Annotated in this window: 10 protein-coding genes; 5 read left to right on the plus strand and 5 right to left on the minus strand. The window is 35.8% G+C overall.

Going from position 1 to position 14,338, the window contains the following annotated elements:
- Position 1 precedes the first annotated feature (1 nt).
- Complete coding sequence (locus BMX49_RS09045) at positions 2–1,198, plus strand: exo-beta-N-acetylmuramidase NamZ family protein (protein WP_034721425.1); 1,197 nt, start codon at positions 2–4, stop codon at positions 1,196–1,198.
- A 280-nt stretch (positions 1,199–1,478) separates the two neighbouring features.
- Here the strand turns inward: BMX49_RS09045 and BMX49_RS09050 are convergent, their stop codons facing one another.
- Complete coding sequence (locus BMX49_RS09050) at positions 1,479–4,535, minus strand: DUF8818 domain-containing protein (RefSeq protein ID WP_375600476.1); 3,057 nt, start codon at positions 4,533–4,535, stop codon at positions 1,479–1,481.
- 329 nt (positions 4,536–4,864) lie between these two features.
- Between BMX49_RS09050 and BMX49_RS09055 the strand changes: the two genes are divergently transcribed.
- Complete coding sequence (locus BMX49_RS09055) at positions 4,865–5,605, plus strand: T9SS type A sorting domain-containing protein (RefSeq protein WP_051803797.1); 741 nt, start codon at positions 4,865–4,867, stop codon at positions 5,603–5,605.
- 149 nt (positions 5,606–5,754) lie between these two features.
- Complete coding sequence (locus BMX49_RS09060; RefSeq protein WP_034720059.1) at positions 5,755–6,543, plus strand: T9SS type A sorting domain-containing protein; 789 nt, start codon at positions 5,755–5,757, stop codon at positions 6,541–6,543.
- A gap of 206 nt (positions 6,544–6,749) precedes the next feature.
- Here BMX49_RS09060 and BMX49_RS09065 read toward each other — a convergent pair whose 3' ends face one another.
- Entirely contained in the window at positions 6,750–9,569 is a 2,820-nt protein-coding gene (locus tag BMX49_RS09065) for a gluzincin family metallopeptidase (RefSeq protein WP_034720061.1), read from the minus strand.
- A gap of 106 nt (positions 9,570–9,675) precedes the next feature.
- Between BMX49_RS09065 and BMX49_RS09070 the strand changes: the two genes are divergently transcribed.
- Together BMX49_RS09070 and BMX49_RS09075 are read left to right on the plus strand one after the other, a co-directional pair.
- Complete coding sequence (locus BMX49_RS09070) at positions 9,676–10,521, plus strand: DUF4846 domain-containing protein (protein ID WP_246005126.1); 846 nt, start codon at positions 9,676–9,678, stop codon at positions 10,519–10,521.
- Between the two features lie 143 nt (positions 10,522–10,664).
- Positions 10,665–11,828, plus strand: a complete 1,164-nt coding sequence (locus tag BMX49_RS09075) for an MFS transporter (protein ID WP_034720065.1) — start codon at positions 10,665–10,667, stop codon at positions 11,826–11,828.
- A gap of 11 nt (positions 11,829–11,839) precedes the next feature.
- On the opposite strand, the gene BMX49_RS09080 is transcribed toward BMX49_RS09075, so the two are convergent.
- The 3 genes from BMX49_RS09080 to BMX49_RS09090 all read right to left on the minus strand — a co-directional run bounded on the left by BMX49_RS09080 (position 11,840) and on the right by BMX49_RS09090 (position 14,190).
- Positions 11,840–12,340 (minus strand): GreA/GreB family elongation factor, encoded by a 501-nt coding sequence (locus BMX49_RS09080; protein WP_034720066.1) that lies wholly within the window; start codon positions 12,338–12,340, stop codon positions 11,840–11,842.
- A gap of 117 nt (positions 12,341–12,457) precedes the next feature.
- Positions 12,458–13,162, minus strand: a complete 705-nt coding sequence (locus tag BMX49_RS09085; RefSeq protein ID WP_034720068.1) for a DsbA family oxidoreductase — start codon at positions 13,160–13,162, stop codon at positions 12,458–12,460.
- Positions 13,163–13,263: 101 nt separating this feature from the next.
- Positions 13,264–14,190: an AEC family transporter gene (locus BMX49_RS09090; RefSeq protein ID WP_034720070.1), complete on the minus strand. Its 927-nt coding sequence runs from the start codon at positions 14,188–14,190 to the stop codon at positions 13,264–13,266.
- Positions 14,191–14,338 lie beyond the last annotated feature (148 nt).

Raw genomic sequence — 14,338 nt, forward strand, 5'->3', positions numbered from 1 at the left:
TATGATTTTAAAGCTCAAAAATAAAGATTTACTTCTGATTGTGCTAATTTATTTTGGTTTTTGCCAAATGAGTTTTGCGCAAAACCTCGATAAAAACTGTTTTAAAACAGGCGCTGACCGTCCGGAACTCTATCTTCCCTTATTAAAAAATAAGACTATTGGAATCGTCACTAATCAGACTGGATTGATGAAAGATAAAACTTTTCTGGTTGACTTTTTGGTTAAAAATAACATTAAAATAAAATCAATATTCGCTCCTGAACATGGATTCCGCGGAGATGCAGATGCAGGCGAACATGTGAAAAATGGCGTAGACACCAAAACTGGAATTCCGATTGTCTCACTTTATGGATCCAATAAAAAACCAAAACCCGAGCAATTAAAAGGAATTGATATTGTGCTGTTTGATATTCAGGATGTCGGTGTGCGTTTTTACACGTATATTTCTACCTTGACTTACGTCATGGAAGCAGCTGCAGAGAATAATGTGGAAGTCATTGTTCTCGATCGTCCAAATCCACACGACGGATATATTGATGGACCGGTTTTAAAAAACCAGTGGAAAAGCTTTGTCGGAATGCACAATATTCCTGTCGTATACGGTTTGACGATGGGCGAATATGGAAAAATGGTCAACGGTGAAAAGTGGTTAAATAAAGGAATTCAAGCTAAATATACGTTGATTACAATGTTGGGATATCACAAAAAGCAACGCTACGAGATGTCAGATAAACCATCGCCTAATTTACCAAATGACATAGCTATCAACCTTTATCCGAGTTTATGTTTCTTTGAAGGCACGCAGGTTTCTGTCGGTCGCGGCACGAGTTTGCCTTTTCAGATCTATGGTTCTCCGTGGACTAAAAACTTGCCGTATCAATTTACACCAAAACCTTCTGCTGGCGCGAAGGATCCTTTTTTAAATGGAAAATTATGTTACGGCGAGAATCTCTCAGAGCATCCAGAAGATTTAAAAGCTTTGAATTTAGACTGGCTTTTGAAAGCTTATAAAGACTATAAAAATCCTCAGCAGGATTTCTTTTTAAAGAATTTGTTCTTCGATAAATTAGCGGGAACCGATGAATTGAGAAAGCAAATCATAGCAGGTAAATCTGCGTCTCAAATTAAAGATTCTTGGAAAGATGATTTAGAAAATTTCCAGAAAATCAGAGCGAACTATGTGATCTATGAAGATTGAGAAGAGCCAAGTAAAAAGTAAAAAGAGCCAAGAAAGAAAGTGAATGGTCAATAGTGAATGGTGAATTTTTAAACTGGTTTTTTGTAATCTAAAAAGTCATAAAATTTTTGTGCAGTTCAATTTCCGAAGGAAATCTTAATTCTCTTAATTCCTCAATGAGCCTTAATGGTTAAATTTTAATTTGTGCAATTTCTGCCTCAAACGTAAGAGTGAATTTTTTGAAAGTTTTAAAAAAAAAGTTTAAAAATATACGTGCATTCGTGGCAAAATATTAATATTTCTAAAAACTTGCTTTCACCTGCATCGAACCCATGTGAATCGTTCGCTCACCCGAATTTCTTCCTTCGTAATTCACATTCAGTTGAATAAATGAGTTGATGGCTTGCTGCAAAAATAGGGACCAGACTTGATTTTTCCCTGGCTTCAAACCATCGAGCATTTGATTTCCCACAATTGAGAAATTGTTTCCCGTAAAATCATTATTAATAAAAGAGAAATTTCCGCGCACGGATGTTTTTCGCCAATCCCATTGCAAACTTCCGGTAAGGTTAAACGTCTTTAAATACTCTTCACCATCAATTCTCTTTTTCTGACGAAATGCCGATGAAAGCTCTGTCTGAATCGCTTCGGTGAATTTATAAGTAGCTTTTGGTTTGGTTTCTACGTTTTGCAGTTGATAATCTCTGCTGTTAAAAAGTTGAGATGAATTATGAATATCATGAAACGAATTCTCCCAATCAATGCGGAAATCTTTGCTAAAAAAATGTCCGACATTAAGAAAGTGGGAAACTTGCGTGCGTTCCTCATTGCTAAAATTGGCATTGATTAGATTGTTATTGGCGATGAAACGGTAATTACCATTCCATCCCGATTTGTCGGTAGGATTAAATTGTGCCGAAGCCAAAATGTTTTGGTTTTTCAGAATTTGATCTTCATTCTTTTCAAACGGATTGAGCACAAAAACTTTTTCTTTTTTAAAGTAAGAATTTTGAGAATTTATGGAAACATTGAAATTCCACCTTTTTAGAAATTGATTTTCAGAATTGAAAATGACGGAAGGATTAACAAACAAAGCCAACTGCATTTTATTTTTATTAGATGGAATATAATTTACTGTATTGGTGTAAATTCGTATGAACTGTGCCAAATCTGCGTATTCTGCGATTTCAAATTCATCGATTTGCTGAATTCCGTCGCCGTTATAATCGGTCCATTTGTAAACTCCTTGTCCATCTGTAACTTTAATGTATTGAAATTCCCGTTGCGCTTCCTGTCCATTTCCTAGTTCATAAAATGCTTGCAAACGCATTCCATTATTAAAGAGCTGTTGCTGATACGTCATGTTTCCAACGATGAAATCCTGATTATAAGTTTCCATTAAATCGTCGGTTTTCTCAAAGAATTTTCGATAGTGAAGTAGGGCAGATAAAGTAGTTTTCTCTGTTTTAATAATTTGACTTTCCGCCATGAAACCTAGGATTTGATTTCTATTTTGTAAGGTGTTATTCCGAACTGAATCATTATCTCGCAGATACATTTTCGCCAAAAGTTTTGTTCGGGTAGAATCGCCAATTTTTCTCTGAACGAAAACTTCTTTCCAACGGTAACTCGTGACATCAAGCAAATCGGTTTGGTTGTAATTTTTCAAATTCTCTTCCATACTCGCACCGACGGCCCAGGTTCCCTTTTTTCCGGCATATTCTGTAGAGACACCACCTCTAATAAATCTAGTGTTTTGAAAAGTAGATTTGGTGTTGAGATAGGATAAGTTTCCTTTAGTAGCAAATTTTCCTTTAAGCCAGCCAAAATCCATATCATTTTTTATTCCTGTGTAAGAATCTTTCTCATCTAAATAGTTGATTTTATAATTCAAGAAGGAAGCGTTTTTCCATTGATTCAAAAAACTAAAAATGAGGCGGTTTTGCGTAATTTGATTAAACTCTTGAGCCAAATTAAAATCCCGTGAAAATTCCACATCATTGATTCGATCTAAAATATGAAACTGGGAATTGATATGTTGATATTCAAAACTCGGCGTTCCTTTCCAGTTGTTTTTAGTAAAGGTTTTGTTCCCAAAAACGCGCCCGGCGTAACCGATATTTTGGTTGGCATCTTTGGAGGAGAAAAGATTGATGTCGTAATTGCTCAAAGAAAAGTCTGCTCCGATTTTTCCCTCCTTTAAAAGAAATTCTCCATTAGTAGAAAAAACTTGGGCTTTTTGAGGCGGAGGTAATTTCCGCACCGCTTTATAAGTTCCCGCATTTGGACCAACATATTCGAAAACCCGTCCGTTATTGGTGGTTTGCTTCAAACGGTAATCGCCTAAATTATCGCCGAAATAAGTAAACGCAACTTGATATAATGTTTGAGTCTGGTCGTTGGAGAATTCGTAGTAATTTCCATTTTGATTTTGAATGAGTTGATACAGGATTTTATTCACATCATATTCGGAAACTGTTCCAGATGGTGCATACATTAAATCGGTATTGTTGCCGGCATTGGCCAAAATGAGTTCATCTTCTTTGGATAGATTTAAAGAAAGTGGCGCGTTCTTATTATCGTTTTCCATAAACCAATTGAAACCAAATTTTACTTTCTCTCTTTCATGTTGAACGCCGCCCGTGACTAAAAATCGGGTGTAATTTCGGTTGGTGTAATTATAAGAAATGGTAATAAAGTTTTGTTTGAAAATCGGCCGAAAACTGGTAAAGGTAATTTCGCCCGTATTGTAATTAATGACGTAATCCTGACTTTCGCCGCGCTTCATTAAAATCCCGTCGATAAAAACCTGCTCAGACCCAGAAATAATGGTGATAAACTGTTCTCCATTTTTGCCATTTAAGCGATAAGGGCCTTGATTGCCTTCCACGCCTTGAAAACGTATGCGATGAAATTCACTTCTTGCTACGCCAGCAGAAACATTGGCAAAGGTTTTATTTTCTTTTCCAAATTGCGTTTGATATTCTAAACCCATACTTCGCCTTTGGTAACGACCGAAGTAAGTTTTCTCATCAATCAAATCTAAATGTCCGGCGCGCAGAATTGAGTGGTCTTTAATGTTGAGTTGAAGATAAATTTTATCAAATTCTTCCAGCGTTTGCGTATAACCATCTGCTTGAATGGGCAGATTATGATCGGAAATAGAGGCGAGAATAGAAACGTCTTTTGAAAGTTTCCCCGTTACCTGCAAGTCCATCGAACTTTGAACACTTTGTCCTTGATTATTACCAAACGTAATTCCTCTTATAATAGAACCTTTGGAATTTAGATCACCAAGAATTTGCGATCGGGTATTCTTAACTAGAACTCCTTCATCAATAATAACCTTGTTCGGCATTCTGATAAAATCAAGAGTGTCTTTAGTAAAAACATCTTGATTTATTTTGGCTGTAAGGATGGAATCCTTTTTAAGAGAATCTTTCGCGATATTGGGATTTTGCCACGTGAAGATCTGAGCATTAAATAAACTTAATACAAATAGATAGATAAATAAGGATAGTATCTTTTTAATCAAAACGCTTGCGAAACCTTTGTGTAAAAGTAACGAAAAACTTATTTTAAAATTGTTGGTGCAGATTTAACATTTAATTAATCTTAAAATTAGGGAATTAGTAAAAAACGCCGTATTTTTGCGCTAGAAATTATTAATAATTAAATTTTATAAACATGAGAAAATTTTATTCTTTATTCGCAGCTGTTATTTTGGCTGCTTCAATTAATGCGCAAGGAGCAGAAAATTTCGAAACTAGAACTCCAACGGCAGGTACAGCTTACGAAGCAATAAATTTTGTTGGGCAAGATCTTACCACTTGGTCTTTAACTACTAGTAAAATTCTTGCTGCTGGAAATGGTGATGCAATTACTGGACAAAGCGCTCTTTTGAATAAAAATGGAACAATTTCTATATTGTTTCCTAATGGAGTTGGGAATTTAAAATTCCAATATAGGAAAGCCTTTACAGGAGCAACTGTTAGAAAAATAGAGGTTTCTGTCGATGGAGTTTTAGTTAACACCACTGCAGGATTTGGTGGTACTAGTGGAGCAAGCACTACTATTTATGATTATAGCTTTGACATTAATAAATCAGAAAGTACTACTATTGAAATTAAAGTTACAGGTGCACAAACTACGTTGGATAACTTCTCTTGGACAGAAGCAGGTGTTCTTGCTGTTGGTAACGTAAACGCTAAGAATGCAAGCTTGGTTAAAAACACCGTAGTAGGAAATACATTGATGTTCTCTGCAAAAGCAGACATTCAAATCTTAAACATGAATGGGCAAGTTGTTAGAACTGAATCAGTTACTGAAAATACTTCTTTAGAAGTTTCTTCTTTAGCTAAAGGAATGTATGTTGTAACTGCTACCGTAAACGGAAAAGCAGTTTCTCAGAAAATTATCAAAAAATAATTTTTTAGAAATCATAATAATAGAAGATTACTGGAAACGGTAATCTTTTTTTTATAAAACATGATTTAACTTATGAAATTTTTTATTTGATAAACAATTTCGTAAATTTGAAGTATTAAAACATTTATAAACATTTAAATTTTATTACAATGAAAAAATTATTTACTATTTTAGGAGTTGTTGCAATTACCTCAACTGCATTTTCTCAAGAATTATTGACTAATCCAGGATTTGAAGCTGGTTTAGCACCTTGGGCAGCTGGAGGCAGTCCTGCTTATACGGCGCCAACATTATCTGCAACTGATGCTCACACTGGAAGCAATTCAGTTGGTTATTCGATGCCGGCAGCGACAACAGGATTTTATCAAAATGTAGCAGTTACTGCTGGTAAAACTTATGTTATTTCTTTCTGGTACAAATCAGCTGGTGATGACACTGATACCAGATTATGGAGTGTTTACAAAGATGCTGCTAACGCTGTAGTTTATACTGCTGGAACTCCGCAAGACGGAACGGGAGATGCCTTCCGTACGAATAATGGGTACTTGCCTAATGCAGCAGCGTGGACTAAATACACTGCTGAAATGATCGCAGGACCAGATGTTACAACTCTTGATGTTGCGGTTAGAGCATATAAACTTGCTACTGTGGCGCAATTCGATGATTTCTCATTGATGGACAAAGCAAATATGGCGGTAACTGATGTAACTTCTTTTGATAAACAAATCAAAATGAATACTAACGTAGGTGATGCTTTAACTATTATTCTTCCAGCAAGAGCAACGGTAAACATTTTTACTGCTGAAGGTAAATTAGTAAGTTCAAACAGAATCGATAGCGGACAATCAATCAATACTTCTAAATTAACAAAAGGAATGTACATTGTAACTGTTGACAACGGATCTGCAAAAGTGAGTAGAAAAGTAATGAAGAACTAATACTTCTTCATAATAAAAAGTGAAAGCGACTCCAATTTGGAGTCGCTTTTTTTGTGATATAACAAATCGACTTTTCATTTAAGAACTTCGCGTTCTGAAGGATTTAAGTCAGCTATCATTCTACGGCGAACACAACCACCTAGAGCAGGCAAATTCATCTGAAACGAAGCTTAATATGGTAATTTATAAAAGTAATTAGAACAGCTTTAAAACCAACCTCTTCTGAAATAGCTTGTAATGGCAGAGAAGTTTAAGTTTAAAGTAAAACGAATTCTTTGCCCGTAATCTTTAAACGCGGGTTCAAATCCTAAAGAGCTTTGGATGGGAAAATAGACTTCCAGAAAATCAGGAATCACTTTTACTTTCACGCCAGAATCCCAAATAAAGTCGGCGCTTTGATTTTTGTTTTTGTAAACTCCTGCATCTGCATAAACATTAAACCAACGCCAAACGTGTGTATCAGCATTTACCGACGTGATCCATTGATTGGCGGTCGATCCCAAATAAGATTTGAAGCCACCTTCAGCTAAAATTAACTGCTGTGCAAGAACGCCCGAAGTTGCGCTCTGTCCTAATAATCCGTAAGAAAAGGCATAATTAGAAACTTTTGAAATTCCATAATCAAACAGATTGTTTTTGGTTTTATTGGTAATAAAGTAACCTCCGAAAAATCTAAGACTAACTTTTTTATCTTTCGCAAATTCCCATCGGTACGCCCATTCGGTAGAAATTTTCTGAAAATCTTCCATCCACTGAACATTAGCATTGTACGATTTTTCGTGAATGATGGACCGATCTGAATAACCATAACCTACATTCCATAAATTATATTTTCGATATTCCGTTTGATCAATCATTTTCGGATCTAAGTCTTTTTCTAAAAAATTATAAGAAAAAACGAGGCTTCTACCTATGTCTGATCTTGGGTTTTTAGCAAAACTAAGCCCAACAAAAGCTCCAAGTTTCCGATACGTTAAATCGTAATCATAATGAAAATGAGAACCGGAAACTCCCAAGTCTAAACTCCGGTAAAAACTATTCGCTGGTTGGAACGAGTAGGAAACCCCACCAGAACCAGCGAGTTTGCCTGTTCCAGAACTATAATAAGGCGTAAAGGAATAGCTGAATTTTTGCTCAAATAAAGACGCATTCTTAAAATTTAGTCCGATCAGAAATTTATCATAAGCATTGAAACTTACCCGCGGATTCAAATAAATCTCGTTGTACTCAGGATTCGGGATATCTTTAAAAACTTTAAACTTTATTTTTTTGGTATTTGAGAAAACGCCTTTTGTATATAAATAATTGTCACGAAAGTTTTTTTCTGGAAAAATATAACCGTCGTTGATGATTATTTTTTCTGCATTAGATTGCGGTATGTTATACTCAACTGTTTTTGTGGAGGCGTCGGTATCAAACCAAAAAGTCTGCTTTTCACCTGATTTTTCTTCAGTTTCAATTTTGAAGGGAATTCTTTCAGTGGTGTTTTTTATGACCTTCACCTGAAAATCATCTCTGGTTTTTTTATACCGTTTTAAGCGAAAGTTGACCCGATTCTTTTTTTGAATAAAATTTTCTAAAAAGTCGGACGAATAATCAGACGCCAAAGTCAATTCATCTAAAAATTTCTTTTGATCAACAGGTTTTCCAGAATATTGAGTCAAATAATTCTTTAAAAAATCATCAAAATTTTCACTACCCATTTTTTCGGCGATGAAGGAGAAGAGACTTCCCGTTTCAAAATGACTAATCGCTGTAGCATTGAAGTTGCTTAAGTTTTGGAAAGGTTCGCCAATTTTTTGATCCAAGTTTTGCGTCACCATATATTGGTAAGCAAGTCCGTATCTTTCGCTCAATTCCAGCTTTGAAAGTCGGAAAAACTTCAATGGCTTTAAACCAAATACTTTAAGATTATCTGGTAAATCTCCCAAGAGTTTTCGGTCTTTATAATACCGATCGAGATATTGAATTTCTAAATAAGTTTTTAATCCGTTCACCAACCAATGATCGTCACTTTTTTCAAAAATTACTTTTCTTTGAATAATCGCTTTTGACAAAATACTGAAATAATTAAGATCGGTTTGCTCATTATTCCTAAAAAGTTTGTAATTAAAAATCCAAAATTGCACATCATCGATACCAATAAAATCTTCATCTTTCCGAAACTTTTCGGTAATAAAAATTTTAGTTGGCAGCTCTCCAATTTTATTTTTGATGAAATGAAGTTGCAAAGGAAGATAAAACTCAAGTCTTTGTCTTTCAGTTACGGTTAAAGGATAACCGAAATCGATTTCAATTTTTTCACCGTCAACGTGGGTAATTATTTGATCACCATTTTTGGATGAAATTAAAAATTCAGGATCTTTACTAATAATTCCTTCAAAAGAATTGAATTCCGTTCGTACCAGGTTGCTTTCTACGAAATAGTTTTCAGGCAAGTCGAAATTGATCGTCCAATAATTTCCAGGACTTTGGTTTTCTTCTATATTGCGAAAATACTTAGGTTTTTGATTTCCATCTTCAAACGAATCAGGAACGAGAAAGAAATATTTAAGTGATAATTTATCTGTCTCAATTCCATATCCAGTGAATTTTTTCTGCGGCAATTGCAAATGATATTGTAAAGAAATTTTAACGCTTTCGCCAGGTTCTAATTTTTTCGGTAGAGGAACGTAAATATTTTCCTCGGAGCCAGAAAAACTTTGCCAGTCTTTTTGGCCAATTTTAATCAGTAAATCCGTAGTGCTACCTAATTCTGCACTGTCCGCGAAATAAAGTTCATTACTACGATCTTGTAGGGTTCGGGAAAGGAGTGGAGTATTTCTATTTTTGTAGGCCGAAATCCAATTAAGTAGCTTTACTTTTTCTAAATGTAAATCGGTGTTATTGTAGTAAATTATTTCTTGACTTACGGAAACTATATTACTATTTTCGGTAATTTTAGCAGAAATATTAATGGTGTCCTGTTGGGCAGAAACCCCAACAAAAAATAAGAGAAAGAGGAGGACAGTAGAGAATCTTTTCATTTGCAAACGTGGCTCAAATATAATGATGTTTTTTAAAAAGTAATGCTAATACTCGCAATTTAGAAATATTAACTATTTTTGATAAATTATTAAATATTTTTCCCATTTGAAACGATTTGGATTGTTAATGCTGGTGCTCTTTTTTCAAAATACTTATTCCCAAGTTATTGAAACTACACGAGTGTTGAATATTGATCCAGCTAAATCGACCATTCGCACGCGCTTTCAGCCACCAAAGGGTTTCTCCTGGGTAAACGAGCAACCTGGGAGCTTCAGCGAATTTCTTTCTAATTTCCCACTTCATCCACCGAATCTTCCCGTCAGAGATTTTACAAAAATCCCCGTGGATCAGCAGAATCATCATGCTGCGCTCCTGAAAATTACGGTAGGTGAAAAAGATTTGCAGCAATGCGCTGATGCCTGGATTCGGCTCTACGCGGAATATCTTTGGCTCCATAAAAAGTTTGATGATATCGGATTTGAATTTACCGACGGACAGTTTTTCGCCTGGGACGATTATAAAATAGGATTTCGAACAAAGGAAGTGAGAAAAAAAGTGAGTTTTGTCAAAACTAAAATCTCAGATGATTCCTATGAGGGTTTTCAGAAATATCTGGAAGTAATTTTCAGATATGCGGGTACGATTTCTTTAAATGAGGAATCTGTTCCAGTGACAAATAATGCGGACATTCGGTCCGGTGATTTTCTGATCAAACCTGGAAGTCCCGGCCATTCGGTTATTATCGTGGGTGTAGCTCGAAACCAAGCTGGAAAAAAATTATATATTTTGGCTGAAAGTTATATGCCCGCGCAGGATGTTCATATATTGGTCAATCATAAAAGTCCTCAGATATCACCATGGTATGAACTTGACATAGATGCGCCGCAAACAGTTACCGCAAAATATATTTTTAAACCAACGTCCATTAAAAGATTTCATGCTTTGCAATAACACGCAAATCTGCCTTTGTAGAATTAGCAATAGACTGCGTCATCTTATTTCATTAAAGAATACGATAAAAAAATAGGTCGCTTATTTGTTGAGAAGTTTTAGTTTTGCAGTCTCTGTTAAAAAATAGTTGTGCTCAACATTTCATGAATAATAAATTACCCAATTCCTTGCTCTATCTTTTGAGCATTTCGGCTGGTTTGGTCGTGGCCAACTTATACTATAACCAACCTTTGCTGCACGATATTGCGACCAGTTTGAAGGTAACAAATTCTGAGGTGAGCAACGTTGCCCTTTCTACGCAGATTGGTTATGCCATGGGTTTGCTGTTTATTATCCCGCTTGGCGACAAAGTAAGTAACTTGAAAATCATCAGATTAAATTTTTTAATTCTCGTGCTTTCCCTTTTAGGAGCCGCACTTTCGCAGTCTTTATCCTTATTAATTATCAGCAGTTTTCTCATTGGGTTTACGTCTACACTTCCGCAATTATTTGTACCAATGGTTGCGCATCTTAGCAATGATGAAGGTCGCGGACGAGCGATTGGAATTGTCATGAGTGGGTTATTAATCGGTATTTTAGGAAGTCGCGTGTTGAGTGGATTGGTTGGCGAATATTTTGGCTGGCGCAGCGTTTTCTATGGCGCAGCTGGGTTGATGACGATGCTTTTCTTTTTGTTGAATGCGAAATTGCCTGTGATTCAGCCCAAGTTTGGCGAGAGTTACGTGAAATTAATGAAGTCGCTTTGGTTTTATTTAAAGACCGAACCTACGTTGAGACTCGCAACTTTGCGTGGAGCTTTAGCTTTCGGAAGTTTAAGTGCTTTCTGGACTACTTTTGTTTTTCTGATGGAAGATTCTTTCGGTTATGGAAGCGCGATTGCGGGTGGATTTGGGTTATTCGGAATTGCGGGCGCACTGGGAGCAACTGTGGTGGGAAAATTAAATAATCGAGTGAAGAAAAGCAAATTGATCATCTTCGGAGCAATTTTAATTATTGCTTCTTGGTTGATATTTTTAGTTTCGCCACATTCCATCATTGGATTAATCATTGGCGTTGTATTGATTGACTTGGGAGCTCAAGGCGTTCATATTACTAATCAAAATATCGTTTTCTCTAAAAATACAGAAGCTAGAAATCGAGTAAATACGATTTACATGGTTGGCTTTTTTATAGGTGGGGCGGCTGGGACAAGTTTCGGTTCCCTCGCTTGGACGTACTTTGGTTGGACCGGAGTTTCAGTTGTAGGTTTGTTATTCTCTGGAATTATTTTGATTGTACAACTATTGACGAGTAAGAAGACGATTTGATAACGGGTTATTTAATATTCAATCTTTAAAATTTCAAAAATATTTTTTCGATCTCCTAAATTTAATTCGGCTTTTTCCCCCACTTTTTTGTGCATCAAAGCTTTTGCTAAAGGCGTAATAAACGAGATTTTCTTTTGGGAAATATTAGCTTCATCCACACCAACCAATTGAAAAGTTTGAGTTGCCTTATTTTCTACATTTTTAAAGGTAATAGTGGCGCCGATGTGAATTTCGTCTTGAGGTAATTTGGTAGGATCAATTATTTTCGCGGAGCTGATTCTTTCATTCAACAATTGAAGTTTCGCATTGATATAGTTAAAGGAAATTCGGTATTCTTTCTCTTGCGAAGAATCTAGACTTTCTTGGTCGCGCAATAAGTTATCCTTTTCTCCCATTAAAGAATCCATTCCATTTTGAGTCACAAAGTTTTCTGTTCCTGCTGGTAAGTCTGCTCGGGGCGGAACCAGTGGAATCTCTTCCTGATCATCTTCTTTTACAAATCCTCTACTCATAATTGTTTTGATTTAAGGGTTCTTGATGCAATTTTCAGACCTCCTTTTTCATCGTTATTAAAAAAAAACTTCCGAAATCAGCAGATCCGGAAGTTTTTGAATTATATCTAAAAGTGATTAATCACAGTTGCCATCAACATCACAACTATCACCGGTGTGAATGATCTGCAAGCCTTTATCTCCAGCTGAAAACTCTTTCCAAGAACTTTCTAAAACCTCTGAAAATGCTGCTGGAGGTTGCGCGCCAGAAACGCCATATTTATCATTAATGACAAAAAACGGTACGCCGCTAATTCCCATTTGTCGAGCCAACATCATATCTCGCGTTACATCCATCCCGAAATCATCAGAAATTAGCGCTTCTTTGATTTCATTTTCCTCTAAAGAAATCGATTTCCCGATTTCAATTAAAATAGCTTCATCATCAATGTTTTTTCCCTCAATTAATTGGGCTTTAAACAGCGCTTCTTCTGCTTCATTAGCTAAGTTTTTTGTCGCAGCTAATTGTAATAAAAGATGGGCCCGATAAGAATTGGCTACTTTTTGATGATCAAAGTTGAACTCAATTCCTGCTTCCTTTCCAGCTCTGTAAACGTTTTCGTACATGCCTTTGGCTTCTGCTTCAGTAATTCCTTTTGCCTCTTTAAAATAGTCTAAAGAACTGATGTCTGGTTGTGTTTTTAATTCCGGATCGAGTTGAAAACTATGCCAAGTGACTTCTACCTTGTCTTTATCTGGAAACTGCGCTAAGGCTTTCTCAAAATTCTTTTTACCAACATAACAAAACGGACAACGAATGTCACTCCAAATATCTACTTTCATAACTTTTTCTTTTTATTAAGTACCAAAGATAAGAAAGTTCAAAATGATGAATCTTGAGCTATGGTAATAAAGTGCAATTTTGTGAATGTTTACGATGTGTTTTAAATTCCCAAAAAACCAGAATATTTCATGACCAAATACCAGATGGTTAAGGTGATAAACGATAATGGAATCCCAACGCCCAAGATGAGGTTGCAAAGTTTAGGTTCTAACCGATGAGCCGCGGCGATGATGGCTGCAGTCACCATGGAACCCATGGCAGATTCTAAAAAAGAAATTTCGATGACCTCGCCTCTTTGTTTTAAAATTATAAAGTAAAGAATGAAAATAGAGGCCGGAAATAAAATCAATTTAAATAATAACGCCCAGAACAGAGGTTTTGCATCATGATCTAATTTTTGCCATTTCAATTGACTGCCGACCGAAACCAAAGCAAGTGGAACGGTTGTGGCTCCCAATTTTTCAAAAACTTCATCAATGACTACGGGAACATTAACATTTAATAAATTCAGAATGACCGCAATTAAAAAAGCGATAAAGGGTGGGAATTTAAATATCTTTTTAAGTATTTCTAAGAATGAATTTTTCTCACCCGAATAGAAATTAGCGATGGTAATTCCCAAGGTTGAAAGTGCTACGAAAGAACCAGGCTGATCCACGAGCATCACGGTTTGTAAACCACTTTCGCCGTACAATGATTGAATTACGGGTATGCCGACAAAAGAGGTATTTCCGAACCCTGCACACAAAATTAGACAACCAATCAACGTTTTCGACCATTTCATTTTCTTACCAAGAAAACCAAAAAATAATACCGCTAAAATAATGTTAAGCCAGGGAACCATCACCGGAAAGATCACCTGCAGATTTAGGGTGATTTTTGGAATGTAATAGAGAGAAAGCGCCGAAAGTGAAATATTGATCACAAAAGAATTCAACGCAAGATGTCCATTTTCTGGGAAGAGTTTTGTTTTTCTGAGAATGAATCCTAGAAATAAACACAGAAACAGTAAAATTAAATTAGACAAATTTTAATTTTATTTAAGTAATTCATTATTCAATAAATAACGAGAAAGGTGATTAGAGAGATTTTAAAAACTCCCGCAGATTTTACAGGTTTTTACAGTATTAATCTGCGCCATCTGCAAAATCTGCGAGAGCATATTTTATTTAAGA

Source organism: Kaistella antarctica, from assembly GCF_900109615.1.
Lineage (GTDB): Bacteria > Bacteroidota > Bacteroidia > Flavobacteriales > Weeksellaceae > Kaistella > Kaistella antarctica.